General features: G+C 64.5%; 30 protein-coding genes and 1 pseudogene. 11 read left to right on the top strand and 20 right to left on the bottom strand.

What is annotated here, in order from left to right; translation table 11 throughout:
• Positions 1-2: 2 nt before the first annotated feature.
• From E3T41_RS18705 to E3T41_RS17635, 5 genes are all read right to left on the bottom strand, one after another.
• A complete protein-coding gene (locus E3T41_RS18705; protein ID WP_233195163.1) occupies positions 3-632 on the bottom strand; it encodes an FMN-binding protein in 630 nt (209 codons plus the stop codon).
• The gene (locus E3T41_RS17645) at positions 629-2029 is read right to left on the bottom strand and encodes a ferric reductase-like transmembrane domain-containing protein (protein WP_241991233.1); all 1401 of its coding nucleotides are present in this window, start codon (positions 2027-2029) and stop codon (positions 629-631) included. Before E3T41_RS17645 ends, E3T41_RS18705 begins: the two co-directional genes overlap by 4 nt.
• Before the next feature lie 138 nt (positions 2030-2167).
• Positions 2168-2638 (bottom strand): FUSC family protein, encoded by a 471-nt coding sequence (locus E3T41_RS17640; RefSeq protein ID WP_166791610.1) that lies wholly within the window; start codon positions 2636-2638, stop codon positions 2168-2170.
• A gap of 95 nt (positions 2639-2733) precedes the next feature.
• A complete protein-coding gene (locus E3T41_RS18800) occupies positions 2734-2856 on the bottom strand; it encodes a hypothetical protein (protein WP_255411840.1) in 123 nt (40 codons plus the stop codon).
• 25 nt (positions 2857-2881) lie between these two features.
• On the bottom strand, positions 2882-5416 hold the full coding sequence (locus tag E3T41_RS17635; RefSeq protein WP_134479507.1) for an ATP-dependent helicase: 2535 nt from the start codon (positions 5414-5416) through the stop codon (positions 2882-2884).
• On the opposite strand from E3T41_RS17635, the gene E3T41_RS17630 reads away from it, so the two are divergent.
• Complete coding sequence (locus E3T41_RS17630; RefSeq protein ID WP_134479506.1) at positions 5415-5699, top strand: hypothetical protein; 285 nt, start codon at positions 5415-5417, stop codon at positions 5697-5699. The two genes, E3T41_RS17635 and E3T41_RS17630, sit on opposite strands and share 2 nt — an antisense overlap.
• 78 nt (positions 5700-5777) lie before the next feature.
• Here E3T41_RS17630 and E3T41_RS17625 read toward each other — a convergent pair whose 3' ends face one another.
• Positions 5778-6653: a DUF6671 family protein gene (locus tag E3T41_RS17625; RefSeq protein WP_134479505.1), complete on the bottom strand. Its 876-nt coding sequence runs from the start codon at positions 6651-6653 to the stop codon at positions 5778-5780.
• A gap of 92 nt (positions 6654-6745) precedes the next feature.
• Positions 6746-7030, bottom strand: a complete 285-nt coding sequence (locus E3T41_RS17620; protein WP_092449785.1) for a helix-turn-helix domain-containing protein — start codon at positions 7028-7030, stop codon at positions 6746-6748.
• Between the two features lie 140 nt (positions 7031-7170).
• On the opposite strand from E3T41_RS17620, the gene E3T41_RS17615 reads away from it, so the two are divergent.
• Both E3T41_RS17615 and E3T41_RS17610 read left to right on the top strand, forming a co-directional pair.
• Positions 7171-8115: a sodium-dependent bicarbonate transport family permease gene (locus E3T41_RS17615; protein WP_092449580.1), complete on the top strand. Its 945-nt coding sequence runs from the start codon at positions 7171-7173 to the stop codon at positions 8113-8115.
• A 5-nt stretch (positions 8116-8120) separates the two neighbouring features.
• The gene (locus E3T41_RS17610; RefSeq protein ID WP_092449578.1) at positions 8121-8423 is read left to right on the top strand and encodes a transcriptional regulator; all 303 of its coding nucleotides are present in this window, start codon (positions 8121-8123) and stop codon (positions 8421-8423) included.
• Between the two features lie 286 nt (positions 8424-8709).
• Here the strand turns inward: E3T41_RS17610 and E3T41_RS17605 are convergent, their stop codons facing one another.
• A complete protein-coding gene (locus E3T41_RS17605) occupies positions 8710-9768 on the bottom strand; it encodes a glycerophosphodiester phosphodiesterase family protein (protein WP_134479504.1) in 1059 nt (352 codons plus the stop codon).
• Between the two features lie 224 nt (positions 9769-9992).
• Here E3T41_RS17605 and E3T41_RS17600 point away from each other — a divergent pair, with 224 nt between their 5' ends.
• The 5 genes and pseudogenes from E3T41_RS17600 to E3T41_RS19135 form a co-directional block, all read left to right on the top strand.
• The gene (locus E3T41_RS17600) at positions 9993-10811 is read left to right on the top strand and encodes a Bax inhibitor-1/YccA family protein (protein ID WP_134479503.1); all 819 of its coding nucleotides are present in this window, start codon (positions 9993-9995) and stop codon (positions 10809-10811) included.
• Positions 10812-10901: 90 nt separating this feature from the next.
• Positions 10902-11054, top strand: a complete 153-nt coding sequence (locus E3T41_RS18105) for a hypothetical protein (RefSeq protein ID WP_158251615.1) — start codon at positions 10902-10904, stop codon at positions 11052-11054.
• A 128-nt stretch (positions 11055-11182) separates the two neighbouring features.
• Positions 11183-11428 (top strand): helix-turn-helix domain-containing protein, encoded by a 246-nt coding sequence (locus E3T41_RS17595; protein WP_134468425.1) that lies wholly within the window; start codon positions 11183-11185, stop codon positions 11426-11428.
• Positions 11421-11807 (top strand): hypothetical protein, encoded by a 387-nt coding sequence (locus E3T41_RS18100; protein WP_166791607.1) that lies wholly within the window; start codon positions 11421-11423, stop codon positions 11805-11807. The genes E3T41_RS17595 and E3T41_RS18100 overlap by 8 nt, the downstream gene beginning before the upstream one ends.
• Positions 11702-12250 (top strand): annotated as a pseudogene (locus E3T41_RS19135) (HipA domain-containing protein); the annotation flags it as partial. The gene E3T41_RS18100 and the pseudogene E3T41_RS19135, both read left to right, overlap by 106 nt.
• A 24-nt stretch (positions 12251-12274) precedes the next feature.
• On the opposite strand, the gene E3T41_RS17585 reads toward E3T41_RS19135, so the two are convergent.
• Positions 12275-13360: a DMT family transporter gene (locus E3T41_RS17585; protein ID WP_134479501.1), complete on the bottom strand. Its 1086-nt coding sequence runs from the start codon at positions 13358-13360 to the stop codon at positions 12275-12277.
• A gap of 44 nt (positions 13361-13404) precedes the next feature.
• Between E3T41_RS17585 and E3T41_RS17580 the strand changes: the two genes are divergently transcribed.
• Positions 13405-13896, top strand: a complete 492-nt coding sequence (locus E3T41_RS17580) for a MarR family winged helix-turn-helix transcriptional regulator (protein ID WP_134479500.1) — start codon at positions 13405-13407, stop codon at positions 13894-13896.
• Here the strand turns inward: E3T41_RS17580 and E3T41_RS17575 are convergent.
• The 3 genes from E3T41_RS17575 to E3T41_RS17565 all read right to left on the bottom strand — a co-directional run bounded on the left by E3T41_RS17575 (position 13893) and on the right by E3T41_RS17565 (position 15171).
• Positions 13893-14129, bottom strand: coding sequence for an SRPBCC domain-containing protein (locus E3T41_RS17575; protein WP_092449565.1), 237 nt, complete (start codon positions 14127-14129; stop codon positions 13893-13895). The genes E3T41_RS17580 and E3T41_RS17575 overlap by 4 nt on opposite strands.
• Before the next feature lie 176 nt (positions 14130-14305).
• Positions 14306-14779: a DUF1990 family protein gene (locus tag E3T41_RS17570; RefSeq protein WP_134479499.1), complete on the bottom strand. Its 474-nt coding sequence runs from the start codon at positions 14777-14779 to the stop codon at positions 14306-14308.
• A gap of 134 nt (positions 14780-14913) precedes the next feature.
• The gene (locus tag E3T41_RS17565; protein ID WP_104132236.1) at positions 14914-15171 is read right to left on the bottom strand and encodes a hypothetical protein; all 258 of its coding nucleotides are present in this window, start codon (positions 15169-15171) and stop codon (positions 14914-14916) included.
• Between the two features lie 104 nt (positions 15172-15275).
• Here E3T41_RS17565 and E3T41_RS18795 point away from each other — a divergent pair, with 104 nt between their 5' ends.
• The gene (locus tag E3T41_RS18795) at positions 15276-15401 is read left to right on the top strand and encodes a hypothetical protein (protein ID WP_255411839.1); all 126 of its coding nucleotides are present in this window, start codon (positions 15276-15278) and stop codon (positions 15399-15401) included.
• 177 nt (positions 15402-15578) lie between these two features.
• Here the strand turns inward: E3T41_RS18795 and guaA are convergent, their stop codons facing one another.
• From guaA to guaB, 8 genes are all read right to left on the bottom strand, one after another.
• Positions 15579-17183, bottom strand: coding sequence for a glutamine-hydrolyzing GMP synthase (guaA, locus tag E3T41_RS17560; RefSeq protein WP_092449563.1), 1605 nt, complete (start codon positions 17181-17183; stop codon positions 15579-15581).
• Positions 17180-17629 (bottom strand): DUF3817 domain-containing protein, encoded by a 450-nt coding sequence (locus tag E3T41_RS17555; protein WP_104132234.1) that lies wholly within the window; start codon positions 17627-17629, stop codon positions 17180-17182. Before E3T41_RS17555 ends, guaA begins: the two co-directional genes overlap by 4 nt.
• Before the next feature lie 10 nt (positions 17630-17639).
• A complete protein-coding gene (locus E3T41_RS17550) occupies positions 17640-18398 on the bottom strand; it encodes an SURF1 family protein (protein ID WP_241991236.1) in 759 nt (252 codons plus the stop codon).
• A gap of 5 nt (positions 18399-18403) precedes the next feature.
• On the bottom strand, positions 18404-19858 hold the full coding sequence (locus tag E3T41_RS17545) for a cation:proton antiporter (RefSeq protein WP_104132232.1): 1455 nt from the start codon (positions 19856-19858) through the stop codon (positions 18404-18406).
• Positions 19859-19861: 3 nt separating this feature from the next.
• Complete coding sequence (locus E3T41_RS17540) at positions 19862-20395, bottom strand: cation:proton antiporter regulatory subunit (RefSeq protein ID WP_233193339.1); 534 nt, start codon at positions 20393-20395, stop codon at positions 19862-19864.
• A 244-nt stretch (positions 20396-20639) separates the two neighbouring features.
• The gene (locus E3T41_RS17535; RefSeq protein ID WP_092449555.1) at positions 20640-22352 is read right to left on the bottom strand and encodes a glycerol-3-phosphate dehydrogenase/oxidase; all 1713 of its coding nucleotides are present in this window, start codon (positions 22350-22352) and stop codon (positions 20640-20642) included.
• Positions 22353-22580: 228 nt separating this feature from the next.
• Complete coding sequence (locus E3T41_RS17530) at positions 22581-23699, bottom strand: GuaB3 family IMP dehydrogenase-related protein (protein WP_104132231.1); 1119 nt, start codon at positions 23697-23699, stop codon at positions 22581-22583.
• A 117-nt stretch (positions 23700-23816) separates the two neighbouring features.
• Positions 23817-25319 (bottom strand): IMP dehydrogenase, encoded by a 1503-nt coding sequence (guaB, locus tag E3T41_RS17525; RefSeq protein ID WP_092449553.1) that lies wholly within the window; start codon positions 25317-25319, stop codon positions 23817-23819.
• Between the two features lie 298 nt (positions 25320-25617).
• Between guaB and E3T41_RS17520 the strand changes: the two genes are divergently transcribed.
• The gene (locus tag E3T41_RS17520; protein WP_092449551.1) at positions 25618-26883 is read left to right on the top strand and encodes a branched-chain amino acid ABC transporter permease; all 1266 of its coding nucleotides are present in this window, start codon (positions 25618-25620) and stop codon (positions 26881-26883) included.

Raw genomic sequence — 26883 nt, 5'->3', positions numbered from 1 at the left:
GTTTAAAAGCCCGCCGTGTCGAGGGCTGATTGCAGGGACCGCAGGTAGCCCTGGGTCGTGTAGGTGGCGCCGCTGACGCTTTGCACGTTCGCGGACTGCGCGGCGAGCACCTCGGATCGCAGAATCGGCGCGGCCTGGTTGCTGATGGCGACCGATCGGCCGCCGCGGTTGGTCAGCTGCAGCGGAGTGACCTCGGTGATCGCGCCGTTGGCGATGGTCACCGACACCTGCATGTTGCCGAATTGGGTCTGCACCACCGCGCCGGTGAAGGTTCCGGACTGCGCGGCCGCTGACGCGGCAGCGGCTGTCGCGGCGGCCTGGGCTGTGGCGGCAGTGTTCGCCGCGGCGGTGGAGGCATCAGCGGCATCCGCTGCAGCCTGGGCTGACGCTGCAGTGTTCGCGGCGTCGGCCTGAGCCTTCGCCGCAGCTGCGGCATCAGCAGCCGCTTTGGCCGTGGCGGCGGCCTGCGCCGCGGCATCCGTTGTGGCGGTCACTGTCGCAGCCGTCGCGGTGCCGCCGGTGAAGGCGGTCAGGCTCTGCGAGACGTCGATCGCCTGGGAGCCCAGCTGCCAGCCTATGCCGACGATCGAGACGGAGGCCAGGGTGGCCAGGGCTACTGCACGTGCTCTCACCAGTCGAACCTTTCGTAGTGGATCTGCTTCTTGGGAACCCCGCCGGAACGGGCATCGCGCACGACGGCGTCGGTCCACGGCCGGGGGCCGCAGATATAGATGTCGCTGCTGGTCAGTTCCGGCACGATCTTCTTCAGGGTGATCCCGGCTTTGGCGGCATCCGCTGGCAGCCAGGTGCTGACTCCCTTGGGTCGTTTGCCGGCGATGACGCGCAGCTGCGCGCCGCGCACCCGGCAGAGGTCCGTCAGTTCGTCGACCAGGTAGGTGTCGCCGACCGAGTGCGAGCGGAGCAGCACGGTGGCGTGGCCCGGCGCGAACGAGACCGTTTCCAGCAGGGAGCGGATGGGCGCCACGCCGATGCCGGCCGCGATCAGCACGACCCGCGGCGACGTGCGGGCGTTTTCGGTGAACAGGCCATACGGGCCTTCGAAGCTCACCCGGGTGCCACGCGCCAGTTGGGGCAGCTGCCGGGAGGCGTCCCCGAGACCGCGCACGGTGACGCGCAGGCCCCGCCCGCTCGGGGCGGAGGACAGGGAAAACGGGTGTGCCTGCCACCAGAGTCCGTGCGCCCAGAACCGCCAAATGAAGAACTGTCCTGATGTCGCGCGCAGCTGCTCCAGCTTTCGTCCGGTCAGGGTGATCGAGACCACACCGGGTGCGACCTGCTCGATCGAAGCCACCCGAAGCTGGTGCCGCGCTGAGCGCACTACCGGCAGCAGGAAGCGAAACACGACGATGCTTCCGGCGACCGCAACGTACAGGGCCAGCCAGTAGTAACGGGCGATGGAACCCTCGCTGAGCAGGCCACCGACGCTTAACTGGTGCGGAATGGCGACGAGCACCGAGAGGTAGGCCAGCAGGTGCACAGCGTGCCAGGCCTCGTAGCGAAACTTTCGGCGCACCACGACGAGCGAGGTCACGACGACGCCGATCATGAGCGCGAGGCCGAGAAAGGCGAGCGGCATGTCGGGCAGGCCTGTGAACATGTTCCAGGCCTCGATGAAAACATTCACATTTTCAGCGAGCGCGTAACCGGTGATGAGCAGCACGGCATGGCCGAGGATGAGGTAGAGGGCGGGCTTGCCGAGCGACTGGTGCACGGCCATCGCCTGATCGTGCCCGAAGGCGCGGGCGACCGGAGGCAGGCGCGCGGCCAGCACGAGCATCACGAGCAGCAGGTCGGTGCCGACCAGGCCCGCGACAATTCCGAGCGAGGTGAACACGTCGGCCGGGGTCGAAAAGCGGGCGGCTCCCCCGTCGGCGAGAAAGATGGCGATGACGATGGCGACCGACGCCACGCAGAGGATCTGCAGGGTGTCGGCCAGTCGCATCCGCTTTTTGTAGGCCGGATGCAGCAGCGCCGGGCCGGTGCGGGTGGTGCGCGTGTCGAGGCTCATGAATAGAGCATCGAGCCACTGCCCATCGATGGCCTATCGATGACCTGTGAACGGCCTGTGTGTCGTCTATGCCTCATTTTCGCGGGGTAAATGGGGGCGACGGCAGCTTTGAGTGAATCCCGACAGCCCCGTTATCGACTACCCCGGCAGCTCCGGTCGTCTCCGGGCCTGCGCGCGCACGAGCAGCACAATGACCAGGGCGACGACGCTGCCGAGTATTGTCTCCAACACGCGATCGACGAGCAACGCCGGCACCGGCACCGGGCTCGTGAGGTGCACCACGGTGAGGGCGAGCGGGGTCACGAACAGCAGGGCGGCGCCGTAGTGGCGGCCGATCAGAATCTCGGCACCGAACTGACCGAGCGCGACGACCAGAATGAGCACGGCGACCGGCGGGCCCGGCAACAGCACGAGCGCGGTCACAACGACGCCGAGGGTCGTGCCGATCATGCGGTGAAATGCCCGCGAGACGGAGTGCTTCGCGCCGGGCGGCGGCAAGACCGCAACGACACTGACCACGGCCCAATACGGATGCCCGACGCCCGCCACGAGCGCGAGCGAACCGGCGGCGAGCGCGCCGGCCACGTTTTGGGCGATTGAGACCCCCACCTGAGCGTCGCGGATCGCACCGGGATGAACGCGCGCAGCCGCACCCGATAGGGCTCGTTGCGGCCGAACAGCGCCGTCAGCGAGTCGAACGCCGCTTAGGCGGCCCAGTCGAGCTGGCCGGTGAGGACGAGCACGCTGAGCGGCAGCGCCGCGGCGACCGCGGCCCGGGTAGCGACCTCGAACTGGAAGCCGCGCAGGGAGCGCGCCCACAGCCACAAGCTTTCGGGCTTGGCGGGCTTGGCGCTAGATCTTTTCGATTGGAGCGATCTTGATCAACAGCTTTTTGGCGCCCGCTGTGTCGAACTGCACGTGCGCGATGCGCTTGGTTCCTTCGCCGGTGACCTGGTTGACCCGGCCCTCGCCGAAGTCGTGGTGGCGGATGCGGTCGCCCGCCGCCAGTTCGAGGCTGCCGTTGTCGCGCACCGTTCCGGTGATCTTGTTCGCCCACTCCGTCTTCGGCTTGCCCGGCGGCAGGCCGGCCGGCTTCGCGCTGGTGCCGTAACCTTTGCGCCCGCCGTAACCGTCGCTCGAACTAGTCAAAGAGTTGCCAAAGCCACCGAAGCCGCCATCGCGGCGCGCGTTCAGAGCGCGCGGCTGGGTGCCGCCGCGCGAGTTGGCCATTCCCGGCGACTGCTTCCAGTCGATCAGCTCGGCCGGGATCTCCTGCAGGTAGCGGCTCGGCATCGCCACGTTGATATCGCCGAACTGGGCCCGGGTCATGGCAAGTGAGAGGTAAAGCCGCTTGCGCGCGCGGGTGATGCCCACATAGAACAGGCGGCGCTCTTCAGCCGGACCGCCCGGCTCGTTCGCCGACATCTGATGCGGCAGCAGCCCCTCCTCAACGCCGGTGAGGAACACGGCCTCGTATTCGAGGCCCTTCGCAGTGTGCAGCGTCATCAACGACACCGTTCCCGACGCGTCGTCGAGGTCGTCAGCGGCGGCCACGAGTGACACCTGGGTGAGAAAGTCGACAAGACCGCCGTCGGGGTTCTCCTTGTTGAAGTCCTTGGTCTGGGCGACGAGCTCCTCGATGTTCTCGGCCCGCACCTCGTCTTGCGGGTCACGGCTGCCCCGCAGCACGGCCAGCAGTCCGCTGCCGCCCAACAGAAACTCGAGCACGTCGGAGACGTTGGAGCCGCCGACCGGCACGCCGTCATCGGTGACCGACGTCGGCACAAGCAGGAGCGCGGCGGCATCGAGCAGTTCGGCCAGTTTGAGGATGGTGCCGGTCACCTTCGGGCCGAGACCCAGTGCGGCGCAATTGCGCATTGCCTGCCGAAAGGTGAGCTCGTTATCGTCGGCAAAGCTCGACAGTGCGGTCTCGGTGGCCGGGCCGATACCGCGCTTGGGGGTGTTCAGAATGCGGCGCAGGGCGAGTTCGTCGACCGGGTTGGCGACGGCGATGAGGTAGGCCAGGGCATCCTTGATTTCGGCCCGCTCATAGAATTTGGTGCCGCCGACCACCCGGTACGGTGTGGCCGAGCGCACCAGGATTTCTTCGAGCGCTCGGGTCTGCGCGTTGGTGCGGTAGAACACGGCCATGTCGCGGTAGGCCATGCCGGCCGCGTGCAGCACCTGGATCTCGTCGGAGACGAACTGGGCTTCGTCGTGCCCGGAATACGCCGTGAAACCGACGATTTTCTCGCCGTCGCCGCCCGCACTCCACAATTTTTTGTCGGTGCGGTCGAAGTTGTGGCCGATCACGGCGTTCGCCGCTGAGAGGATGTTCTGGGTCGACCGGTAGTTCTGCTCGAGCAGAATCACCTTCGCTCCGGGGTAGTCCCGCTCGAAGCCGCTGATATTGCGGGTGTCGGCGCCACGGAAGGCGTAGATGGACTGGTCGGAGTCACCGACCACGGTGAGCGAGGCGCCGGGAATGGCGCCACTGCCGTCGCGCAAATTGCGCACGTGCACACCGTCGTCTTCCATCTCCTGAGCGAGTTCGGCCGTGACCGGCCGGGTGAGCTCGTGCACGAGGGCGTACTGAGCGTGGTTGGTGTCCTGGTATTCGTCGACCAGCAGGTGCCGAAACCGCCGCCGGTAGAGCGCGGCGACCTTGGGGAACGCACGAAACAGGTACACGGTCTCACCGATGAGGTCGTCGAAGTCGAGCGCGCTCGCGGCACGCAGCCGGGCGGAGTACTGCCGAAAAATCTCGACGAACATGACCTCCTGCGGGTCGCTCATGTTCGCGTTGCGGGCATAGGAATCGGCGTCGGCGAGTTCGTTCTTGAGCTTGGAGATCTTGGCGCCCGCCGATCCGGGCGTGAAGCCGTAGGTGTCGGCGTCGAGACCCTTGATGATGCGCTTGAGCGTGACCTTGCTGTCGGCCGAGTCGTAGATGCTGAAGGTGCTCGACAGACCGATCTTCTCGGCTTCGCGGCGCAGAATGCGCACGCAGGAGGAGTGGAAGGTGCTGATCCACATTCCGTCGGACGCTTGGCCGAGGATGGCGTGCACCCGCTCGCGCATTTCAGCGGCCGCCTTGTTGGTGAACGTGATCGCGAGAATCTGGCTCGGCCAGGCATCCCGCGTTTCGAGCAGGCTCGCCACCCGACGGGTGAGCACGCTGGTCTTGCCCGACCCGGCGCCGGCGATGATGAGCAGCGCCTGGCCGCGGTATTCGACGGCTTCTTTCTGCTGCGGGTTGAGCCCGTCGAGCAGCGGGCTCTGCTGGGCGTTGCCGGTGCCCGCATACCCATTGGAATCGAGAATGATCGGCGTAGCCGAGCGGCCGGCGGTGGCGGGCGCGGATTCCGCGTGAAGAGGTGTGATCATGTCGATTTCCAGTGTAGGCGAGGCCCCTGACACGCGGGCGGGTCGGGTTATGGAGTTTAGCGACGCCCCGACGTTTGCTGATCGAGTCAACTGGATGGATGATCGCAGGGGCGACAACCGTGAACCCCACCGCGCAGACGTTGACGAGGTCGAGCTTGTCGACGACATAAACGCGGAGGAGGACTATCTCCTTCTTCTCTTGGCCGCTTCCGCCACGCCCAATGGCCGCAACCCCTCCACGCCCCAGAAATCACCATTCAAACGCTTAGCTGAACGGTATTGATCTAAAACCCATGCGGCTCTCGTGGCTGGCCTGCCGCACATCAGGTGCGCGACCAGCGTGTCGAGGGCATGGGCAACATCACGGGTTGCAGTTGTCGCAAAAACGCGGGTCGGCGTAGCTTCGGTCGGTGAACTCGCGAGTGTGGCGATGCGGGCAGATGAGGCATCCATGAGTTTCAGCACGGGTCTCGTTCGTGGGCGCGGAGCAGTCGCTGCAGGGCAGTCCTGCCACCCGCTCTACCTTCCAGAAACCTGGGGTGCCGCAGGCTGGACACAGGGAACGTAGTTTCTGTGCGAGGTCTTCGGCCGCGAGACGGATGTTTTCCATACGCGTCGGATTGGCGTGGGCGCGCACGTCCGTTTCGAGAAACACGTGGCCGTTTTCCGATTGCGCCAGCGCCCACGCAAAGGTGTTTTCCAGTTCCGCCCAGGCGGCGATTCCCTTGCGGATGCGGGGGTCGTGCTCGCTTTCCGGGCGTACGACCACGTGGTGTTCGGGGAACCTCGATTTGAGGGCGAACGTTTCGGCGGCTGCCCAGTCCGCCGTCAGCAGGTGGGAGAAATTCGCTTTGCCTTGCGCCACGCCGACGACCTCCAAGTCGCGCTCACGGTCGATCCAGATCAGGAATTCAACGTTCCAGGGGAACATCCCCATGAACGGATCCTGACCAAACGACCCCTCGCTGGCAAGGCCCAGGGGTAATGCCGACAATTCCATGCCCACGCGCGCTTTCTTGCGTGCTGCCTCAAGCTGTGTGCCGGAGCGGGGGATATCGCGGGTGAAAGTACCGAGTAGATCCGTGTCGTAGCCCACGATGTGTTCGACCCGGCAACCAAGCTCCCGCTCCAACACAGGACCGACCACGCGCTCCTTACCATGTTGGGTCAGCAGAGCGACCCGTTTACCGGAGTAGATGGAGCTCGAGTCCGAATTCCCTGAATCATTGAAGACCACATCTCACCTGCCCTGCTGAGCACGAGCTGTTGGCACAGACTGTTCGTCGACCGGGCCACACCGCACGCGGCTGGCGGTTTCGACCGCGGTGGCTACTCACGGTTGACGGATCCAAGGGCTCTGAGAAGCTCACCAATTTGGTGGTGGCGTTCCAAGGGATGTCGAAGCGGTAAGTCTGGGTAGAGCTGATAACTGTTGCGCCGCCCGTCGCGTTGACGCGTGAGATAGCCATCTGCGACGAGTTCGGCGATTATTCGCTGGGCGGCGCGTTCGGTGATCCCCACTTCTACTGCGATATCGCGCAATCGCATGCCGGGGTCTTGAGAAACGCAGAGCAAAACGTGTGCGTGATTAGTAAGAAAGGTCCAGTCGGCCATCATCTCACCATAGCCGACACACGCTCCACAATGCACGCTATACTTAGCACGTATTGGTCAGCGTGCATTGACGGGGTTGGTCACCATGGAGTCGCGCCGCTTCTTCACACTTCGAGCAGAGTAAATAAGAGAGCCACAATGTGATCGATCCCATCATTCTCTTCTTCCTGCTCGGAGCCGTGGCCGGCCTCCTGCGTTCAGAATTGCGTCTTCCGGCGGCGATTTACGAGTTCGTCAGCATCGTGCTGCTGCTGGCCATTGGTCTCAAAGGCGGCGTGGAACTCGCCAGGCAGCCTTTCGCCAGCCTGTTGCCGCAGATGCTCGCCGTGGTGGCCATGGGTTTTGGCCTCACCCTGGTCGCGTTCCCGGTGCTGCGCTATCTGGGCCGTTTCAAGCGAGCGGATGCAGCCTCTATCGCCGCCCACTACGGTTCCGTGAGCGTGGGCACCTACGCCGTCGCCGTCGCCTACCTCGGCAGCCAGCAGATCTCGTTCGAAGAGCACATGCCGCTGCTTCTAGTGCTGCTGGAAGTGCCAGCAATTCTGGTGGGAATTGTGCTCGCGCGAGGCATCTCGCGCGAGACCCGGTGGAAGTCGATCGCCCATGAAGTGTTTCTGGGGAAAGGCATCGTGCTGCTCCTGGGCGGACTACTCATCGGCTGGGTAGCTGGCCCGGACGGGCTGTCGTCCATCCAACCGTTATTCGTGGACCTCTTCAAAGGAATTCTCGCTCTTTTTCTGCTGGAGATGGGCTTGATTATGGCCACACAGATGGGAAGCCTGCGCCGACATGGCCCCTTTCTGGTGGTCTTTGCCATCGCAATGCCGCTTTTTTCAGCGCTGGTGGGAACGTGGCTGGGGTGGTCTTTGGGCCTCTCCATCGGAGGAACGACCATCCTGGCAACTCTGGCGGCCAGTGCGTCCTACATCGCGGTACCGGCAGCCATGCGCATCTCTGTACCCGACGCAAACCCCACCCTCTCCCTGGCCGGTGCGCTCGGGATAACATTTCCGTTCAATGTCCTGATCGGGATCCCGCTGTACCACGCACTCGCCGTGTGGGCTCATACGTTCGCGAAAGGTTGAACCCGATGCAAAGCCATACCCGCAAGCTGTTGACCGTTGTCACCGAAGCCGCCCTCGAAAGCACTCTTGTCCGGGATATCGATCGGCTTCACGCCCACGGGTACACCATCACTGACGCTCGTGGCAAGGGGAGTCGTGGTACTCGCAACGCCGGCTGGGAAACAAATGGGAACATCCGCATCGAGGTGGTGTGCGACGCAGCGACGGCTGAAGAAATCGCCGCCCATTTTCAGGAGCATTACTACGACAACTACGCCATGATCCTCTTCGTGAGCGATGTCGAGGTACTCCGACCTGAGAAGTTCTGAGACCCCACTCAGGTTCCTCAGGTTTCGGTGACTGTCCGCTGAGTCTCCACAATCTTTCCTCAGGGCACCCATCTCGGGCGGCACCGAGCGATCCCGCATCCCGTCTCAACGCGCGTCGCCCGGCACTCGACAATTGTGCGAGACCGTCCCGTAACGGATTCGACTCCCGGGCCACTCTGAGCCCGAAAACACCGTGCAGCGCGCGCGTTTCACTTCGATTCGTGTTTGCGGTGTCTCGAAACCTACGCGTGTCGGAACACATGGATTACGAGACGCTGGCAGCCGCTCAGAACGCGTCGCGCACGTGCACGGCCAGATCCGGGTGGTCGGCGAATACCCCGTCGATGCCGGAGCCGAGAATGACGCGGAACTCCGACTGCCAGTGTCCGAAGTCGCCCTTGCGGGTACCGCTGCGAAAGGTTTTTGCCAGGAATTTGTTTTCCGGCCGCAGGGTCCAGCAGTAGATCTCGAGCCCGGCAGCGTGGGCTTCGTCCACCAGAGCGGATGCCCCGGTCACGTCACCCGCAGCATCCGTTTCGAGGATGAGCGATTTGGGCACGCTGATGCCATCGACGCCGATATCACTCGTGGCGGTACTGGAGCCCATACTGCTGCGGGACCCGCCAGCCGAGCGGCCAGCGGCGAGGCTCGCGAGCCCGTCGGCCGTGAGGTGGTCGGCGTAGCTGAGCGCGCCGGCGCCGTACTCCGCGACCTGGTCGACGGGGTACCCCTCGTCTTCGATCAGGAAGACGCGTTTGCCACGCACGCCCTGAGCCCGAACCTGGGCGAGCACGGTCGGTTCAAAGCTCTCCACGGTGAGCCGGTCGGTGTTCCAGCCGGCCGCGGAGACCTCGGCCGCGAACAGTTCGGGAAGTGGCAGGTCGAGCGCGGCAAAATAATTGGCGTGTTTGATCTCGGCGACGATCCCGAGTGTTCGGTCTGTCTGCTCATCCGCGGCGTCGACGAGGTCGAACAGGTCGCGCAGGCGCAGAATCGGGTGCTGGTCGTCGAAGGTCGTATTGCTCTGTCGCAGGGCTGGCAGCCGTTCCCGGGCGCGCAGGGTGCGCAGTTCCTCCCAGGTGAAATCCTCGGTGAACCAGCCGGTGATCGCCTTGCCGTCAACGATTTTCTCGGCGCGGCGAGCGGCGAATTCGGCGCGAGTGGCGACATCCGTTGTGCCGGAGATTTCGTTTTCGTGGCGAATGACGAGCACGCCGTCGCGGGTGGCGACCAGGTCAGGTTCGACGGCGTCGGCGCCGAGCGCGAAGGCCAAATTGAAAGCTGAGCGCGTGTGTTCGGGCCGGTGGCCGCTTGCCCCGCGGTGGCCAATGACGATCGGTTGCATGGTGTCAGGCTAACCGCGCCAGCAGAACGGATGCTGGGGGCCGGCATCCGCTTGCAGCGAAACGGGTGCCAGATCACGGCTTGAATTGCTGCAAATCGGCTGATCCCCAGCACATTCGAATGCGCTCTCGGGTACCTTTAACGCAGTGCCGCACCAGGCGCTGCGTGTCGGTTCGCCCGCGCGCAACCGAATGACCCATCAGCTGATTGTGAGTACAGCAACCCATGGCATCCTCCAACCCCGCTTTCTCCCGCAACGAAGCGTTCGGCGCTCGTGGCGCAGTGGCGTCGTCGCAGGCCCTCTCTGACAACGATCTGCAGTCGATGTACAACCGGCCCGCCGCCGGTTCACAGGACACCGAACGCATGACCTACGAAGACACCATAACCAAGACCGGCCTCGGCTTCGCGCTGCTGCTCGTGGCGGCCATGATCTCCTGGGTCGCCACCCCGGTGCTGCCGTTCCTGTTCATTCTGGGTGCCATCGCCGGCTTCGTGCTCGGCCTGGTCAACACCTTCAAGAAGGAGCCGTCGGCTCCGCTGATCCTCGCCTTCGCCGGGGCCCAGGGCTTGTTTGTCGGTGGCATCTCCCGCGTCTTTGAAGACATCTACGGGGGCGTCGTGATGCAGGCGGTTCTCGCCACTCTCGTCGTGGTCGGCGTCACGCTCGCACTGTTCAAGAGCGGCAAGATTCGCGCCTCGAAGAAGGCCACCAAGATCTTCTTGATCGCCATGATCGGCTACGCCGCGTTCTCGCTGATCAACGTGGGAATGATGATTGTCGGCGGCAGCGATCAGGCCTTCGGCATGCGCAGTGCGAGCATCAGCATTCTCGGCTTCGACATCAAGCTCGGCATCCTCATCGGCCTGCTCGCGGTGCTGCTGGCCGCGTACTCGCTCGTGCTCGACTTCGATTTCATCCAGAAGGGCGTCAACAACCGCCTGCCGCGCAAGTACGGCTGGACCGGCGCGTTCGGCATTATCATGACCGTCGTCTGGCTCTATGTCGAGATGCTGCGCATCTTCGTGCTCACCCGCGAGTAGTAGTTTCCGCTTGATCAGGCGCCCTCGTTCTTTCGGAACGGGGGCGCTTTTTCGTACCGCGCGCACGCCACACTGTGGTTGGCTTGAGTAATGAGTTTCACAGACCTGCACGCGTTGCTCCCGCTTGAAGCCACCGGCATGACCGCAACGTTCGGCTACATCGGCAGCGCCATCGTGCTCCTCGGGCTGGCCTTTGTAGTCATCCGCGCTATCCGCAAATACATCAAGGCCCCCAAAGGCTAAACAAGCGGATGCCCGGTGCAAGAATATCCGTACATACCTGCATGCAAGCTTATTCTTCCATGCATGTCTGCAAGAGTATGCCTACATAGCTAGGGGCTACCCCCGGCCCCGCGAACGAGAGGCCTGAAATGAATACCGTGGCGGTGACGAAATTCCGCGACCTCGGCGCCGTGATCAAGGCCGTTCGCGAGTCCCGAGGCATCCGCCAAGACGACCTCGCTCAGGACCTCGCCATCTCCCGCCAATATTTGCAGGAGTTGGAGAAGGGGCGACCCAATCTCTATATCACCCGGCTCTTTCGCGCCCTGAACACGCTCGGCATCACCATCACCATTTCATACACTCTCAGTGACAAGACCGACGATCATGTCTGACGCACTGTCCGTCTTCCTCCACGAGGACTATCACGGCGTGGTGGAAACCTATCGGAGCAGCCGGCAGCACGACATGCACCGCATCATTTTCACTTGGGACAGCGACTACTGGCCTGGCTCGATCACCCTGACCGAATCGTTCGCGTCTCTTCCGGGTACTCGCCCAGACGCCACCTTGGTCTCCAACTTTTTCGGCGGCTATGCGCCGGACGGCAACCAGCGCGATTTGATTCCGATTGGCACGAGCCTCACGGTCGACCCCACTCGACGCACATCCTCAAACCGCAACTGCAATCCCGGCCCGGGGGAATCTACAACGAGTTCTATAGCCATGAACTCGCCCGGCACATGGGGCTCTCTCAATTCAGCAGCGAGGTAATAACCCTGGGCCAGACCACGTTCTTGGCTATCGAACGATTCGACCGTCTGGTCTCTGGCCGAAACGTTACCCTCGTACATCAGGATGATGTCACCCAAGCCCTGGGCCTGGACTGGCGCGACTCCGACGTAAAGTTTCAGGAGGCCCGGTCGCCCATGAACCAGAACAGGCCGAGCGCACTGCGCATCGCCGAGTTGACGGGAACCTTCCGGGAATCAGCGACTGCCACGACGCAATGGTTGCGGCAACTGGTTTTTCACGTTCTCATTGGAAACAAAGATGCCCACGCCAAGAACGTCGGGCTTATCCACGACAGTGATGGCACCAGCATCTCGCAAATTTACGACGCCGTTCCGAACCTCTTCCAGCGTGGCCGGATCAACTGGGATCTGGCGATGGCAATCGACAACGTGTTCGATCACCGCAAGATCACGGTCGAGCGGCTGGTCAATGAGGCTCAATCGTGGTCAGTGCTGCGTAGAGACGTCATCGAGTCCACCATCTACAGCACCATTCACAGGTTCCAAGAAGCGCAATCTGCGCTCACCGCCCCCGCCGGCATCGATCCCGGCGTTGTCGACGGGCTCTCGTGGAATGCCGCCAGACTCGCGGCCGGCACCGAGATCAGCCGGCCGAAGGAACGATGAGCCACGCTTGACCCCCCTCCCTCTGAGGTTGCGTGGAAGACCGGCAGGCTTTGGCGCCCTGGCAACGATGGCGGCCGAGATCGAGCCCAGAACGATGACGATTCCCGCTATCTGAATCGGGGCAAGGTGCTCTCCGGCGATCGCCCAGCCGAGCAGGATCGCAACGACCGGGCTCAGCAGGCCGAGGAAGGCAATGGTGCTCGCCGCCAGACGCGCAATGCCGTGGAACCAGGCGACGTAGGCGAATGCGGTGCCGACCACGGAGAGATACGCGTAGCCGAGGAGGTTGGGCGCGGTCAACGGCGTGGTCGGGAGGCCCTCGAGCAGGAGCAGGACGGGCAGGAGGCTGAGTCCGCCGGCGATGAGTTGCCACGAAGTTGTCGCGAGCAGCGGCGCGGGCTGCCCCCACTTCTTGGAGAGCACGATCCCGGATACCATGCACAGCGTGCCGCCGACCGCGGCCAGAATTCCGATAGCGTCAAGCCTCGCCTGCGCTTGGAGCACGATGAGACTCACTCCGAAGGCTCCGGCCGCACCGCCCGCCAGCACGCGCCCGGTCAGGCGCTCGTGCATTACTCGACTGGCGAGCACTGCGACCACGAGCGGTTGCAGACCTCCGACGATGGCGGCCACTCCGCCGGGCAGCCGGTAGGCCGCAATGAAGAGCAGGGCGAAGAACGCCCCGATATTGAGCACGCCGAGCACCCAGGATTTCCACCACCAGTCGCCGTGCGGTAACCGGCGGCAGAGAATCAGCAGCAGCAGCCCTGCGGGGAACGCGCGCAGGAATGCTGCGAGCAGGGGCCGATCGGCGGGCAGGAACGTCGTCGTCGTCAGATAGGTGGTGCCCCAGAGAATGGGGGCAAGGGCTGTGGTCGCCAACAGCAGGGATCGATTGCTAAGCACTTAGCTATTATAGCTAAGTGCTTAGCAATTGCTAGGCTGGAACCATGGTAGACCAGGTTGATCGAATCCTTGAGCAGTGGAGCACCGAGAAGCCCGACCTCGATGTCTCCCCGATGGCCGTCATCGGCCGCTTGAGCCGCACCGCTCTGGCGATCGAGACCCGCCTGGCCGCGACCTTTACGCGGTACGGCCTGGACGCATCCTCTTTCGACGTGCTCGCCACGCTGCTGCGGAGTGGTGCGCCGTACCGGATCGCCCCGGCGGCGCTGGCCCGCGATGCGATGATCTCGACGAGCGCGGTGGCCCAGCGGCTGAACAAACTGCAGACGCGAGGTCTGGTCAGCCGCGAGGCGAACCCCGACGATGGCCGCGGCACTCTGGTCGCGCTGACGGATGCCGGTAAGCGGCTCATCGATACCGCCCTGGCCCCGCACGTCGAGACCGAGCGAGCCATCACCGCGATTCTCACCATCGAGGAACAGTCGATTCTCGTGGGGCTGTTGCAGAGGATCAACGCTGCGGCAACGCGCAATTAGCTCAGGTATCGCCCGAGCGAATCGAGCACGTCCTGCCATCCGTCGTAGAAGAATCCATCGCCCTTGGACCCGTCGCCACCGCGCAGATCGAAGGTCATGCTTGTGCCGTTGTCAACGGGCTCGATGGTGATCGTGACGATTGGACTGTCATCCGGTTCGCCGCGCGGCTCGCCCCAGGACTTTCTCCTGCTGACCGGCGCGTGCGAGTATCCGCCGCTACGGACGGCCAACATACACCAGGTCACCTCTCGCAAGCAGGGCAATGCCAACGTCTTGATGGGCAGGCTGGCGGATCAGGGTGTGGTCTACCGGCTTACAAAAAGGTCTCTACGAATACACCGCACCGAAGTTTCACGGGTATCTGATTCGGCGACAGCGAAGCACGACCTGGACATGATGCCCCGTTCGATCAGCGGAGCGAACGCAGGTACCGCCTGCGCGCGACCAGTTGCGCGACGCGGAGCAGTGGGTAGAGAGCTCGCCACGGTTGCTGCGGCGCCGCTCTCGTGAGCGAGCGCACGGTGATATGTACTTCGTCACCACGGCGGTGCACGATGAACGCCTCCTCACCGCTGACCGGATGCCCGGGCAGGGTTCGATAGGCAAACCCGACCCGGTCCGGCTCATCGACGACGGCCACGACCTCCACCGGCTCGACAACGGTCAGGTTGAACAGGCCTGCAGTGACGATTACACGGTCGCCGGGCGACACCGCACCGGGTGAGTCGACCGCAAACCCGCTCGCGGTCTTCACCCGCCACCGAAGCACATCCCGGGCGGCGCGCTCCCAGACCGCGTCACCCCTCCCCACGACCGCCGACACTTCCGATCGGCGGAATCGTGGGTCGCTGGCCGGCCAGTCGCGAAGGTCAGGGCTGGTCATGATCGGCGTTCTGCCACGGGCCGCTCCCCCATCTCGTGGGCAGGACTGAGTGTGCGCGTCATCTGCCCAGTCAAGCGCATCGGTGCCGGCGACGGCGGTCAATACGTCAACCACCGCAGCACAATCCACCACGATCACGCGCCAGTCCGCTCCTGTAGCTGACCCAAACGCTCGGTTCGGGCGCTCGCGAGCGTCTCCAGTGCAGATATCTCTGCCCGCTCAGCCCGTCGGGCCGCACGATCGAGCACCTCACCAACGGTCGGCCGCGCCACCTCTCGGTCGAGGAGGTCGAGCAGGTAGGAGTTCAGCGACTCACCGCGATCAGCGGCCCGTGCTTTCAGCGCACGACGAGCATGATCGGGCACATTTCTAATCTGCAAGAGAGAGCTCATGGAGGCGTATTAGCTCAACTATGATGCACTTTGCATATGATTTGCTCAGTGGGCCGGGATTCCCTCGGGCGCCGAGGAGGGGGTGGCGGCATCCGCTTTGGTGCATGGCGAAGCGGATGATGCTGCTCCACGAGTGCGCGCTCGTCACCGTCGGCACGGAGACCTTCGCGCATCCGGTCGAAGTCGCCCGCGACGTGGCCCGCGCGCTGCTCGCGCGGCCCGCCCGCTGAGCGCCGCGCGGTCGGGTCGGCCGCCGGTTCCGCCCGCCGCCCGGTAGGCCAGCGCCCCAGAAACGCATGAGCGCGCCCAAAACGGGTGGCCGTTTCGGGCGCGGCTACGAGCAGATGCGGGTGCCGGGCACACAAAAAGGGCCGGCTCACGAGAGCCGGCCCTTCTTTACTTGGGGATTACTCCCACTCAATCGTTCCCGGCGGCTTCGAGGTGACGTCCAGCACCACGCGGTTGACCCCGTCGACCTCGTTGGTGATGCGGTTCGAGATCTTGGCCAGCAGGTCGTAGGGCAGCCGGGTCCAGTCGGCGGTCATGGCGTCCTCGCTCGACACCGGGCGCAGCACGATCGGGTGGCCGTAGGTGCGGCCGTCGCCCTGCACGCCCACCGAACGCACGTCGGCGAGCAGCACGACCGGGCACTGCCAGATCTCGCGGTCGAGGCCGGCTGCGGTCAGCTCGGCGCGCACAATGGCATCCGCTTGACGGAGCAGGTCGAGGCGTTCCTGGGTGATCGAGCCGACGATGCGAATTCCGAGGCCGGGGCCGGGGAACGGCTGGCGCTGCACGATTTCGGCCGGCAGGCCGAGTTCGGCGCCGATCGCGCGCACTTCGTCCTTGAACAGGGTGCGCAGCGGTTCGACCAGTTCGAACTGCAGGTCTTCGGGCAGGCCGCCCACGTTGTGGTGGCTCTTGATGTTCGCGGTGCCGCTGCCGCCGCCGGATTCGACGACGTCGGGGTACAGGGTGCCCTGCACGAGGAAGGCGATCGGATCGCCGTCTGTTTCGGCGGCTTCCTTGATCAGCTCGGCCTGGGCCTGCTCGAAGGTGCGAATGAACTCGCGGCCGATGATTTTGCGTTTGGTCTCCGGATCGCTCACGCCCTCGAGGGCGGTCAGGAACTGCTCGCGTACGTCGACCGTGACCAGACGGATTCCGGTGGCCTTGACGTAATCCTCTTCAACCTGGCGGCGTTCGTCCTGGCGCAGCAGACCGTGGTCGACAAAGACGCAGACCAGCTGGTCGCCGATGGCCTTGTGCACGAGGGCCGCGGCCACGGCGGAGTCGACTCCGCCGGACAGGCCACAGATAACCTTGCCGGTTCCGACCTGGGCGCGAATCTTCGCGACCTGCTCGGCGATGACGTTGCCGCTGTTCCAGTCGGCGTTGATACCGGCGGCGCGGTGCAGAAAGTTTTCAAGCACGTGCTGGCCATTTTCGGAGTGCTTGACCTCCGGGTGCCACTGCACGCCGTAGAGCCGCTTCTCGTCATTGGCGAACGCGGCGACGGGAGTCGACACCGACGAGGCGAGCACGGTGAAGCCCGCCGGTGCGGTGGCGACCGAGTCGCCGTGGCTCATCCACACCGTCTGGCTGTCGGGCTGGTTGGCCAGCAGCACGTTGCCTGCGTTGCTCACGGTGACCGGGGTCGAGCCGTATTCGCGGGCCCCGGTGTGGGCGACGGTGCCACCGAGGGCGGTCGCCATCACCTGGAAGCCGTAGCAAATGCCGAGCACGGGCACGCCGAGCTCGAAGATCGCAGCGTCGAAAGCTGGTGCGCCCTCGGCGTAGACGCTGGACGGTCCACCGCTCAAAACGATTCCGCGTGGGTTCTTGGCGAGCACTTCGGCGGCGGTGATGGTGTGCGGCACGATCTCCGAATAAACGGATGCCTCCCGCACGCGCCTTGCGATCAGCTGCGCATACTGCGCGCCGAAGTCGACCACGAGAACGGGGCGATCCAGCCCGGAGTCGGTGATGGGGGCATCCGCTGGAATGGTCATGCTTGGGCCTTCGCCTTCTCGGCAAGTGCCGCGGTCTTTTCGGTATTCTCGGCGAGGAAACGCTTCACCGTGCGAGCAACGGGAACCTCGACGATGAAGGACAGGGTGGGAACGACGCCACCGAGGGCGATGAGCACGAAGCGCCAGAACGGCCAGCGCATGAGGCTCCAGAGGCGAAAGTCGGCGAACAGGTAGAGCACGTAGAACCAGCCGTGCGCGATTAGAATGCCGGTGCTGAGGTTGACCGCGGCGACCGTGTCGGTCGGAACGAGCGCGAGAAACCCCTGCGAACCGCCCATCTCGATCTCGTGGCCGAAGCCGTACTTGATGACCATTTCGATGCAGAGCAGCAGCAGGAAGACGCCGGTGATGGTCGATGACACCTGGTACAGCCGCAGCGCACCGGGAATTCTGGAGATATCGGCGGGCTTGGGTAGACGAGGCATGTGCCTAATTCTACGTGAGCGCAGTGAGGGCTTCGGCGTCTTCAATTTCGCGCTCAAGGGCGTCGCGCACCAGGCGGTACCAGAGGAAAACGGCGAAGCCGGCGAAGACGACCCACTCGATGGCATAGAAGATGTTCAGCCAGTTCAGCGACTGGTCGACTTCCGGCACCGGGGAATCGATCACATCAAGGCCGGGCGCTGCTTCGGCATCGACGATGTAGCCGGAATAGACCGACTCGTCGCTGAAATCGGCCCACAGATTGATCAGAGCGGATGGCGCGACCTTAGTCATTTCCATCGAGTCGCCCTCCGGGTCGGGCAACTCCGGGGCCTCCCCGGTGAGAAAGCGTCCGGTCAGCGTGACGGGAGCGTTCGACGGTTCCGTCGCCAATACCTCGATGACCGACTGGGCGGTGGCCCGGTCGGGAGCCCAGCCGCGCGCGACGGCGACGCTGGCGGCAGCATCCGTTTGAAAATGGCTGACCACCCAGAAACCATCGATGCCGCCGTTGAGGCGCGTGGTGATGAGCTGCTCATCGCCGGGCACCCAGGAGCCCGTCGTCGTGACCATTTGGCCGGTCGCGATCTGCGTCACCGTACCGTCGGGCTGCACGACCTCGGCGAGCGGTTTGACCTGCTCAGTGCTGCGCTCCACGACCACGCCGGATTCGATGGCGCGCTCCAGCTGCCAGTGTCCGAGCAAGGCGAAGCCTGCTGCGACGCCGAGGGCCAGCAGCAGCGCGAGCACCCAGCGGGGGCGCAGCATCATTTTGATCACGAATAGTCACCTGTGTGGGTTTCTCGCCCGGGTTTGCGTGCCGGTCTGTCGGCGTCATCATCGGGATCTGGGGAGTGCTGGCCGAGCGCGAAATCGGCCATTGAATCTAAGCGTTTCGCTTGGGTAACCGTAGCTTCCGTCGCTTGGGAATTGACCGAGTCACGTTTGGCTGCCCGCCGGGTGTGCTCGTCGGCGTCCGTGGCCTGGGCCGCCGTCGCCGCCTCGACGAGGGCGATCTCCTCGTCCCGCATCGGATTGCGCGATGCCTGTGGCGAAACGGATGCCGGCACGCGCCGGCGCAGTGCCGACCCGATCTTCTCCGAATTCGCCGCGAACAGCGGGCCGAGGATGGCCATGGAGAGCACGTACAGGCCGGCGAACGGTTGCAGGCGCGGGTCGAGCCCGGCCGACACCGACAGGGTCGCCAGAATCAAGGTGAACTCGCCGCGGTTGACGAAGATCGCGGCCGTATTGAGGGCTTCGCGTGGCCCCATTTTGTGCAGCCAGGCCAGCAGCGCGCCCGAGAGCAGACTGAGCACAAAGGTCATCCCGATGGCGATGAACACCACACCGATCACCGAACCGAACTGGGCGATATCGAGGGCGAGGCCGAAGTTGAGAAAGAAGAACGCCGCGAAGATATCGCGGAGGGGCACGGCGACACGTTCGATCTTGGCGCGGTAGCTGCTCGCGCCGAGCACGACGCCGATCAGGAACGCGCCGATGGCATCCGTCACGCCGATGATCTCGCCGATGCCGGCGAACAGCACGACCAGGCCGAAGAACAAAATGGTAAACAGTTCGTCGTCCTTGGTGCGCATGAGACGCGACACCACCCGGCCGCCCCAGCGGGCGAGAGAGAACATCGCGACGAGAAAGAGGAACGCGATGGACAGCTGCAACACGATCGGCCAGATCTCGGTTTTGCCGCTGAGCACGACGGAGACGATGGAGAGGTAGATCGCGATGAAGATGTCACCCACGACGGTCACGCCGAGGATCATCGGTGTCTCTTTGTTGGCCAGGCGGCGCAGTTCGATGAGCAGTTTGGTGATGATCGCGCTCGACGACGTGCCGGTCATACCGGCGATGACGAGGGCTTCGCGAGGGCCCCAGCCCACCAGCATGCCGAAGATGAAACCCGCGCCCATGTTGATGAGCACCCAGGAACCGCCGGAGATGATCAGCGTCTTGGCGTTGCCGAAGAATTCTTCCTGGTCGAATTCGAGGCCGAGGCTGAAGAGCAGCAGGATCAGGCCGAACACGGCGATGAGTTCGATATCGCCGGATTGGAAGTCGAGGGGGAAGAAGTCGGTGTTGGGACTGGCGAGCACGCCCACGATCATGTAGATCGGGATGGTGGGGAGCCCGATCACCTTGCCCAGGCGGCCAAGAACGTAGGCGACGACGAGCAGGATGCCGAGAACGAGGAGGTCTTCGCCCACGTGCATCGCTTACCCCCCGGGTGGAGCGTCGACGGTCTTCGCCTTCACTTCACCGGTACGAAAGAACGCGAAGGCCTTGACGACCTTTTCCGGCGAGCCGGCGACGACGAGGGTGTCACCGGGGAAGACCTTGAAGTCGGCGGCGGGGGCCGGGTTGGCGGATTCGCCGCGCACCACGGCGACGACGGTGAGGCCCGCAATGCCGCGGTCGGCCGGATTGCCGAGGGCCTGGCCGGCGATGTGGTCTTCGTAGTCGACGGTGAACCAATCGATGCTGAGGCCAGGGATCTGGTCGAGGGCGCTGAGCGACTCGGTGATCTGGGTGCCGCCGAGCAACTCGGCGAGGGTGTGCGCCTCGTCTTCGTTGAGCCTCAGCGAGACCTTGCTCGCGTCGGGGCCGCCTTCATCATCGGCAAAGGTGATGAGATCGCTGTGGCCGGATCGGTGGGCGATGACGCCGACCTTGCCACCGTCATCTGTGATAAAGGTGTGCAATACACCCACGCCGGGAAGTTTGACCCGCCGAACATCAACCATTGTCATGACTCCTGAGGTAGAGGGCAGTAGCCCTATTCTACCGGAGCCGCTTTTGCCGCCGCGCGCCCCTCGCTGCGCCTCCGCTTCACTCGTGCGCTCGACCAGCGGATGCCCGCGCCCCAAGGGTGCCTGCGCCCCATTTCGGTAGCCGCTACGCCGATTACCGTAGCCGCTACCCAAACCGGGCGCGGGCATCCGCTCGAGGCAGTGTCGGCCACCCAAAGCGGGCGCGGTCCTGGCCGGAGGACCGCTAGGTGGTCACGACGATGTCGGGGGCCTCGAGGCGGACCCGGTCGGCGGACTCGTCGTCCGGCTGCTCCTGCGAAGCCCGCTCGGCGGCGACCCGGGTGAGGTAGAAGCCGACCTCACGGTCGATGCGCTCCTGGTCCCAGCCGAGCACGCCGGCCATGAGCGCTGCGGCGACCGGCGCAGCCGACACCCCGCGATCCCACGCCTCGATCGAGATGCGGGTACGCCGAGCCAGCACGTCTTCGAGGTGCAGCGCGCCCTCGTGCGAGGCCGCGTAGACCACTTCGGCGCCGATGTAGTCGTCGGCGCCGGGCAACGGTTCGGCGAGCGCCGGGGTGGCGCGAATGAGGTCGAGCAGCTCGTCGGTGAGGGTGCCGTACCGGTTGAGCAGGTGTTCGACGCGCACGGTGTGCAGGCCGAACGCCCTGGCGATCTTGCCGCGCTTGTTCCAGGCGGCTTGGTATCCCTCGGCCCCCAGCAAGGGGATGTCGTGGGTCGCCGACGCGGGAATGCGCCCGTCGAGAGCGGACACCGCAGCATCCACTGCATCTTTGGCCATGATGCGGTAGGTGGTCCACTTGCCGCCGGCGATGACGACGAGGCCGGGAACGGAATGCCCGACGAGGTGTTCGCGGGAGAGCTTGGAGGTCTCGTCACTCTCGCCGGCCAGCAGCGGACGCAGCCCGGCGTAGACGCCCTCGACATCTTCCCGGGTGAGCGGAACGCTCAGCACGGAGTTGATGTGCTCGAGGATATAGTCGATATCGGCGGCCGTCGCGGCCGGGTGCGCCTTGTCGAGGTACCAGTCGGTGTCGGTCGTGCCGATGAGCCAGTGTCGGCCCCACGGAATCACAAACAGTACGCTCTTCTCGGTGCGCAGCAGCAGACCCATCGCGCTCTGGAACCGGTCGCGCGGCACCACGAGGTGCACGCCCTTCGACGCCCGCACCTTGAAGGTGCCGCGTTCGCCGACCATGCGCTGGGTGTCGTCGGTCCAGACGCCGGTCGCATTCACGACCTGTTTGGCCCGCACATCGAAGCGTTCGCCGGTCTGCAGGTCGTGGGCGTGCACGCCGACGACGCGCTCCCCCACCTTGATGAATCCCTCGACCCGCACGCGGCTGGCGGCGTGCGCGCCGTAGAACGAGGCGGTGCGTACAAGCGAGGACACGTAGCGAGCGTCGTCGACCTGGGCGTCGTAGTAGGTAATGCCGCCGACCAGGGCGTTGTTGGTCAGGCTCGGGATGAGCTTCTGCACCTGACTCTTCGACAGGTGGCGGTGATGCGGCACCCCGGGCGGGCGCCCCCCGGTGTACGAGAAGATGTCGTACAGCAGCATTCCGGCGCCGATGTAGAACCGTTCGGTGAAGCGTTTCTTGAGGGGATACAGGAACCGCACCGGCTTCACGAGGTGCGGCGCGATGCGCTGCAACAGCAGGCCCCGCTCGGTGAGCGCCTCCCGCACCAGACGAAAGTCCAGCTGCTCCAGATAGCGGATGCCGCCGTGCACGAGCTTGGACGACCGGCTCGATGTGCCTGAGGCCCAGTCCCGCGCCTCCAGAATGCCGACGCTCAACCCGCGCGTGACGGCATCGAGAGCGGCCCCGGCACCGACGATTCCGCCGCCGACCACGAGAATGTCGAGCTCTTTGTCTTTGAGCTTGGCCAGGGCCGCCTCGCGCTCCTCCGGCCCTAATCTCGAGGATCGCGTCACTGAATTAGTGACTGCTGAATTAGTCCCTGCTGAAATGTGCGGTACCGAATTGTGGGGGGCCATGACTACTCCTGTTCAGACTCCGTGTTCAAATTCAAGCGGCGTGTTGCAACAACGCTGTTGCAGTACTGAATTGTGGCGGGTGAATCTGGGTACCGGCGGAACGAGCTGACTTCGGTGTTGATCTAAACCGACGCCAGTTCTCACCGATATTGATTTAAGCTGACGTTAGTTCACTCGGTACGGCGCGACAACCACTTCAACCCGTTGAAATTCTTTGAGATCGGAGTAACCGGTGGTAGCCATCGACCGACGCAGCGCGCCGATCAGGTTGGCGGTGCCGTCGGCGACCGGAGCCGGACCGTAGAGGATCTCCTCGAGCGGCGCGACGGTGCCGACCTCGACGCGCTTGCCGCGCGGCAGCTGCGGATGGTGCGCCTCGGCGCCCCAGTGGAATCCGCCGCCGGGAGCATCCGTTGCCCGGGCGAGCGCTGTGCCGAGCATGACGGCGTCGGCGCCGCAGGCGATCGCCTTGACGATGTCGCCCGAGGTGCCCAGCCCTCCGTCGGCGATGACGTGCACGTAACGCCCGCCGGACTCGTCCATATAGTCGCGGCGCGCGCCTGCGACATCCGCTACGGCTGTGGCCATCGGGGCGTGGATGCCCAGGGTCGCGCGGGTGGTCGACGCAGCGCCCCCGCCGAAACCGACCAGAACGCCCGCGGCTCCCGTGCGCATGAGGTGCAGGGCCGCCGTGTAGGTGGCAGCGCCGCCGACGATGACGGGAACGTCGAGCTCGTAGATGAACTTCTTGAGGTTGAGCGGTTCCTGGTTCTGCGAGACGTGCTCGGCCGAGACCGTGGTGCCGCGGATGACGAACAGGTCGACGCCGGCGGCAACGACGGTTTCGTAGAGTTCCTGGGTGCGCTGGGGCGAGAGAGCCCCGGCCACGGTGACTCCGCCGGCCCGAATCTCGGCCAGGCGCGCGGTGACAAGCTCCGGCTGGATCGGGGCGGAGTACATCTCCTGCATGCGCGCGGTCGCCTTATCGGCGGGCAGGCTGCGAATTTCGGCGAGCAACGGCTCGGGGTTCTCATGCCGGGTCCACAGCCCCTCGAGGTCGAGCACGCCAACGCCGCCGAGCTGGCCCATCATGATGGCCGTGGTGGGCGAGACGACGGAGTCCATCGGCGCAGCCAGCACCGGAATGGCGAACTGGTAAGCGTCGATGGTCCAGCCGACCGACACGTCCTCCGGATCGCGGGTGCGCCGACTGGGCACCACCGCGATGTCGTCGAAGGCGTACACGCGGCGAGCGCGCTTGGAGCGGCCGATCTCGATTTCCATGATTCCAGTTTAGAGGAAGCCACCGGCATCCCCTTTTCCAGCGGATGCCGTCACCCGGCATCCGCAGGCCGCCAGCGCGGGCCGCCTAGACAACGCGAGCGGCGGCCCGGGCCGGAACTACCGACGGTAGTTCGGAGCCTCGACCACGATCTGCACGTCGTGCGGGTGCGATTCCTTGAGCCCGGCCGGGGTGATACGCACGAACTTGCCCTTCTGCTTGAGCTCGGTGATCGTGCGCGCGCCCACATAGAACATGGACTGGCGCAGGCCGCCGATGAGCTGGTAGGCCACCGCGGCGAGCGGGCCACGGAACGGCACCTGCCCCTCAATACCTTCGGGGATCAGCTTCTCGTCGCTCGGAACATCGCTCTGAAAGTAGCGGTCCTTCGAGTACGACGTCTTCGACCCGCGAGTCTGCAACGCGCCGAGCGAGCCCATGCCGCGATACGTCTTGAACTGCTTGCCGTTGACGAACACGAGTTCACCGGGACTTTCCGTGCAACCGGCGAGCAGGGAACCGAGCATGACGGTGTCGGCGCCGGCCACGAGGGCCTTGGCGATGTCACCGGAATACTGCAGGCCACCATCGGCGATGACCGGAATACCGGTTTCGCGCGCGGCCAGCGAGGCCTGATACACGGCGGTGATCTGGGGCACGCCGACACCGGCCACGATGCGGGTGGTGCAGATCGAGCCGGGGCCCACGCCGACCTTGATGGCGTCGGCACCCGCGTCGATGAGCGCCTGGGCGCCCGAGCGGGTGGCGACGTTTCCACCGATCACATCGACGTCAGCGAAGGCCTTGTCCGACTTCAGACGACGAATGATGTCGAGCACGCCGGCGCTGTCGCCGTTGGCGGTGTCGACCACGAGCACGTCCACCCCGGATTCGAGCAGAGCGGTCGCGCGCTGCCAGGCATCACCGAAGAAGCCGATCGCCGCGCCGACGCGCAGGCGTCCGGCGTCGTCCTTGGTGGCGAGGGGATATTCCTCGCTCTTGTCGAAGTCTTTCACGGTGATCAGGCCGGTGAGCTTGCCGTTGACGTCGATCAGTGGCAGCTTTTCGATCTTGTGCTTGGCAAAGATCGCGAGGGCGTCTTCGGGAGCCATCCCGACCTTGCCGGTGATCAGCGGGGAGGTCGTCATGACCTCGCGCACCCGGGTGAGGGCCTTCTTGGCATGCGGCACGAAGCGCATGTCGCGGTTGGTGATGATTCCCACCAGGATGCCGTCACTGTCGACGACCGGCAGCCCGCTCACGCGGAACTGGCCGCACAGGGCATCAACCTCGGCGACGGTGGCGTCGGGCGAAGTGGTGACCGGGTTGGTGATCATGCCGGATTCGCTGCGCTTGACCAGGTCGACCTGTTCGGCCTGATCCCCGATCGACAGGTTGCGGTGCAGAATTCCGAGGCCACCCTCACGGGCCATGGCGATCGCCATGCGGGTCTCGGTCACGGTGTCCATGGCGCTGGAGAGCAGCGGTAGCGACACATCAATGCGCCGGGTCAACCGGGATTTGGTGACCGCCTCGCTCGGAATGACGTCGGTGTGCCCCGGCAGGAGCAGCACGTCGTCGTAGGTGAGTCCGGTGAATCCGAACGGATCTGGCTGATCCATGAAACCCCTTACCTGTAGCTGAAAAACTGAAAATTGTCCGGAAAATCGCGATACCACCCCACGGGACGTGAAGGGAATAGACCGGTCCTTCAATGTTAAGCGTGTTTGGGCTCATCACATTCCGCAAACCATTGGCCAGCCGGTGCGGAGTTTCGAAACATATAGGACATAATCGGCAAATACTCTCAACAGAGAAGTTGGCATTAGTCACCCGGCGCCCGCCCGGTTACCCATCGGTCGGCACCAACATGGAGGTCCCGTGCAGCCCACACATACGGCTCAGAGATACGTTCCCAGGATGCTCGTGATCCTGTTTGTGACACTTCTCGCGGCCCTCACCATGGCCACCTTCTCGGCGGGCAGCGCGCACGCCGACGAGGTCGGCACCGAGTTCGATTTCACGATCTCCGGCAACGTGCAATTCGACGGGGAAGCCCTCGGCGACGTAGCGATCGCCGTGTCCGGCAACGGCTACGAGGCCGACACGGTAACGGATGCTGATGGCCGATGGGCCATCGGGGTTCCCGAAAAGAGTACCTATGAGGTCACCCTTGACGAAGAAACCCTTCCGGAGGGCGTCGTCGTCACCGAGGGCAGCAATGTGATCGAAACGGAGTTCGGGCTGACCGACCGTCGCTCGGTCAACTTCTTCCTCGGCGAAGGCGTCCGCAATACGGTGAGCTTCTTCGACCAGTTTGTGAACCGGTTCTTCAACGGCCTGAACTTTGGTCTGCTGCTCGCCCTCGCGGCGATTGGCGTGTCGCTGATCTTCGGCACCACTGGGCTGAGCAACTTCGCGCACGCCGAGCTGATCACCTTCGGTGCGCTGATGACGCTGGTGTTCTCAGTCAACTTCGGATTGCCGATCTGGCTCGCCATTCTCATCGCCATTGCGTTGAGCGGCGCGCTCGGATTCAGCCTGGATGCGGTGCTCTGGAAACCGTTGCGCCGTAAAGGCGTGGCGGTGATCCCCCTCATGATCGTGAGCATCGGACTCTCGCTGGCGCTGCGCTACCTGTACCAGTATTTCTTCGGCGGCAGCACGAGTCAGCTGCCCGGCGCGGGCATGGCGGACCTCAAGTTCGGCCCGATCTCGCTCTCCCCGATCGACCTCGCGAGCATGGGCATCAGCATCGTGGTGTTGCTCGCCGTGGCCTACTTTCTGCTGCGCACCCGCATCGGCAAAGCCACCCGTGCCGTCTCCGACAATCCCAGCCTGGCTTCGGCCAGCGGCATCGACGTCGACAACGTCATTCGCATCGTCTGGGTGGTCGGGGCAGCACTGGCCGGGCTCAGCGGGGTGCTCTGGGCCTACTTCCGCCCGGGGGTCAGCTGGGACATGGGCTTTCAAATGTTGCTGCTCGTCTTCGCGGCCGTCACCCTGGGTGGTCTCGGTACCGCCTTTGGAGCCCTCGTCGGTTCCCTCATCGTTGGGCTCTTCGTTGAGCTGTCAACGCTCTGGCTTCCGTCCGACATGAAGATTGTCGGCGCCCTTGTTATTTTGATCCTGGTGCTGCTGTTTCGACCGCAAGGCATTCTGGGTCGTAAAGAGAGAATTGGTTAG

Origin of the sequence: Cryobacterium sp. Hh38, from assembly GCF_004403235.1 — a bacterium.
GTDB classification, from domain to species: domain Bacteria; phylum Actinomycetota; class Actinomycetes; order Actinomycetales; family Microbacteriaceae; genus Cryobacterium; species Cryobacterium levicorallinum.
Note: the sequence above shows the minus strand (reverse complement) of the source record. Positions and strands in the feature narration are given on the sequence as shown.

What these genes read in the sequence shown, in the direction of transcription:
- E3T41_RS17645 (WP_241991233.1), bottom strand. Translation starts at nt 2,029, where the DNA reads ATGAGCCTCGACACGCGCACCACCCGCACCGGCCCGGCGCTGCTGCAT.
- E3T41_RS17630 (WP_134479506.1), top strand. Translation starts at nt 5,415, where the DNA reads ATGTCGATTTCCAGTGTAGGCGAGGCCCCTGACACGCGGGCGGGTCGG.
- E3T41_RS17635 (WP_134479507.1), bottom strand. Translation starts at nt 5,416, where the DNA reads ATGATCACACCTCTTCACGCGGAATCCGCGCCCGCCACCGCCGGCCGC.
- E3T41_RS17620 (WP_092449785.1), bottom strand. Translation starts at nt 7,030, where the DNA reads ATGGCCGACTGGACCTTTCTTACTAATCACGCACACGTTTTGCTCTGC.
- E3T41_RS17610 (WP_092449578.1), top strand. Translation starts at nt 8,121, where the DNA reads ATGCAAAGCCATACCCGCAAGCTGTTGACCGTTGTCACCGAAGCCGCC.
- E3T41_RS17605 (WP_134479504.1), bottom strand. Translation starts at nt 9,768, where the DNA reads ATGCAACCGATCGTCATTGGCCACCGCGGGGCAAGCGGCCACCGGCCC.
- E3T41_RS17600 (WP_134479503.1), top strand. Translation starts at nt 9,993, where the DNA reads ATGGCATCCTCCAACCCCGCTTTCTCCCGCAACGAAGCGTTCGGCGCT.
- E3T41_RS18105 (WP_158251615.1), top strand. Translation starts at nt 10,902, where the DNA reads ATGAGTTTCACAGACCTGCACGCGTTGCTCCCGCTTGAAGCCACCGGC.
- E3T41_RS17595 (WP_134468425.1), top strand. Translation starts at nt 11,183, where the DNA reads ATGAATACCGTGGCGGTGACGAAATTCCGCGACCTCGGCGCCGTGATC.
- E3T41_RS18100 (WP_166791607.1), top strand. Translation starts at nt 11,421, where the DNA reads ATGTCTGACGCACTGTCCGTCTTCCTCCACGAGGACTATCACGGCGTG.
- E3T41_RS17580 (WP_134479500.1), top strand. Translation starts at nt 13,405, where the DNA reads ATGGTAGACCAGGTTGATCGAATCCTTGAGCAGTGGAGCACCGAGAAG.
- E3T41_RS17575 (WP_092449565.1), bottom strand. Translation starts at nt 14,129, where the DNA reads ATGTTGGCCGTCCGTAGCGGCGGATACTCGCACGCGCCGGTCAGCAGG.
- E3T41_RS17570 (WP_134479499.1), bottom strand. Translation starts at nt 14,779, where the DNA reads ATGACCAGCCCTGACCTTCGCGACTGGCCGGCCAGCGACCCACGATTC.
- E3T41_RS17565 (WP_104132236.1), bottom strand. Translation starts at nt 15,171, where the DNA reads ATGAGCTCTCTCTTGCAGATTAGAAATGTGCCCGATCATGCTCGTCGT.
- E3T41_RS18795 (WP_255411839.1), top strand. Translation starts at nt 15,276, where the DNA reads ATGGCGAAGCGGATGATGCTGCTCCACGAGTGCGCGCTCGTCACCGTC.
- guaA (WP_092449563.1), bottom strand. Translation starts at nt 17,183, where the DNA reads ATGACCATTCCAGCGGATGCCCCCATCACCGACTCCGGGCTGGATCGC.
- E3T41_RS17555 (WP_104132234.1), bottom strand. Translation starts at nt 17,629, where the DNA reads ATGCCTCGTCTACCCAAGCCCGCCGATATCTCCAGAATTCCCGGTGCG.
- E3T41_RS17550 (WP_241991236.1), bottom strand. Translation starts at nt 18,398, where the DNA reads ATGATGCTGCGCCCCCGCTGGGTGCTCGCGCTGCTGCTGGCCCTCGGC.
- E3T41_RS17545 (WP_104132232.1), bottom strand. Translation starts at nt 19,858, where the DNA reads ATGCACGTGGGCGAAGACCTCCTCGTTCTCGGCATCCTGCTCGTCGTC.
- E3T41_RS17540 (WP_233193339.1), bottom strand. Translation starts at nt 20,395, where the DNA reads ATGACAATGGTTGATGTTCGGCGGGTCAAACTTCCCGGCGTGGGTGTA.
- E3T41_RS17530 (WP_104132231.1), bottom strand. Translation starts at nt 23,699, where the DNA reads ATGGAAATCGAGATCGGCCGCTCCAAGCGCGCTCGCCGCGTGTACGCC.
- guaB (WP_092449553.1), bottom strand. Translation starts at nt 25,319, where the DNA reads ATGGATCAGCCAGATCCGTTCGGATTCACCGGACTCACCTACGACGAC.
- E3T41_RS17520 (WP_092449551.1), top strand. Translation starts at nt 25,618, where the DNA reads ATGCTCGTGATCCTGTTTGTGACACTTCTCGCGGCCCTCACCATGGCC.